Origin of the sequence: Rhodovulum strictum (assembly GCF_009649175.1) — a bacterium.
Classification (GTDB): Bacteria; Pseudomonadota; Alphaproteobacteria; order Rhodobacterales; family Rhodobacteraceae; genus Rhodovulum; species Rhodovulum strictum.
Window position 1 is genome coordinate 1 of record NZ_WJPO01000071.1, and the last position, 1,511, is coordinate 1,511.

At 60.4% G+C, this 1,511-nt stretch carries 1 protein-coding gene; it reads right to left on the minus strand.

All coding sequences use genetic code 11. The annotated features are described in order from the left end of the window. Positions 1 to 301: 301 nt before the first annotated feature. Positions 302 to 790, minus strand: coding sequence for a hypothetical protein (locus GH815_RS18640; RefSeq protein WP_246176541.1), 489 nt, complete (start codon positions 788 to 790; stop codon positions 302 to 304). Positions 791 to 1,511: the final 721 nt, after the last annotated feature.

Here is a 1,511-nt window from a genome sequence, read left to right on the forward strand (position 1 = left end):
GATATCGCCGAGCTTATGCCCTGGAACTTCGCTGAATAGTCACGCGGCAAGCCGAAGGGTGGTCAGGCTGCGCTTACAATTGGGCCGAGAGCGGAAGCGACCATCCTGCTGATCAAGCGGCAGGTTCGGGCCGAGAGCGCAAGATGCTTGAGCGGCTGCTTAGTCCACACTGCTGACATTCGTCCGCTGATCTTGCTGCGCCAGAACATGACCGACCGCTTCAGGGAAGCCGCGCTGCGGCGTAGGCACAATCCCGACTGGCGGCTCTGGGCCGCCTTCAACGCCAATGCCGACCAAATTGCTACCGCCTTTCCTCCAGCACGCCCAGTTCCTCCCACATCCAGCAGAAATCGTATTCGGCCATGGGCGTCCCCTCGGCCTTCGCGCTGTTGTTCTCAAGCAGTTTCAGCCACTCCACGACCTTCTTGCGTCCGGCGGCACTTCGAACCGCTTGCCGCGGGGTCTTGCCGCCGAGGGCCGGGATCGGCTGGTCGAGCGTGGCCCGGTAGTGTCGGTCGAAGTGCTCCTGCATGATCTGGCGGGCGATCTCTGGTGGGATCTCGTCCGCGTCGTTTGACTGCCCCCCGCGGGCGTCGCGGTCGCGCATCGCCTGATCGACCGTCTGAATCGTGGTCAGCGGCGGGCGCAAGAGATCGCCTGCGGCTTTCCTGACCAAGGCCTCGCCCCGTGCGGCACGCTCCTTGGAGTTCACCTGCAGGATCAGCGCCTTGCCCTTCAGTTCCAGAACGCCAAGCACGGTGCCGCTCTCCGCGAACGTCCCGAGGGCCAACTCCGGCTTCTTCTTCCTGGCTTTCGGCGCGCCCTTCGCCGTGGCCAGGGGATCATGGTTGCCTCATCATAACGCCAGAGACACCAGCCGCGGGGGCTGGGCTCGGATCAAGAAGGAGGCTGGAAGCTCGACAGATGGCGCTTCGCCGTTCGCGGTCATAGCTCCCGCGATTTCCAAACGCAAGACGGGATCTTGCATCAGATAGGCGAGGTCTCGGGAGTAACAGACCGCCGTCGGCGGCTGCGAGGAGCTGATGAGATCACTGCGACGGTGTTCGGGAGTCGACAGGCAAACGAGGATCTTGCCGGCATCAGTCACATGTTACTTTGATGCTTCCATCTGCCCAGTTCCACAAGAGTGCTCCAGGGCCAGGGACTGCCCCCCCTATCTCGCCTATGTATCCCCTTGTTGAAGGCGGGAACTGTTGGAACAAAGATCCGGATGAACTCCAGTCATCTGTAAGAGTGGAGTAGAACAACATGTAGGTGGCGACATAACCATTGCATCTTACAATTGGTCCATGAAAGTCCGCCAGCAATTCTCCAGTATAGTTTTTTCCTGAATAGACTTTGATGCGCGTGTTAGCCCCCAATGCGAAAGAGTCGAAGGTCTCCATATGGGCTGCCCTTAGGCTCCAGACTCACTGATCGTCAAAGCCAGAACAGGACGGTTGCGGCGAGGGCGATGGCGGAAAGGAAGGTCTTGGCGCATCGGTCGTAGC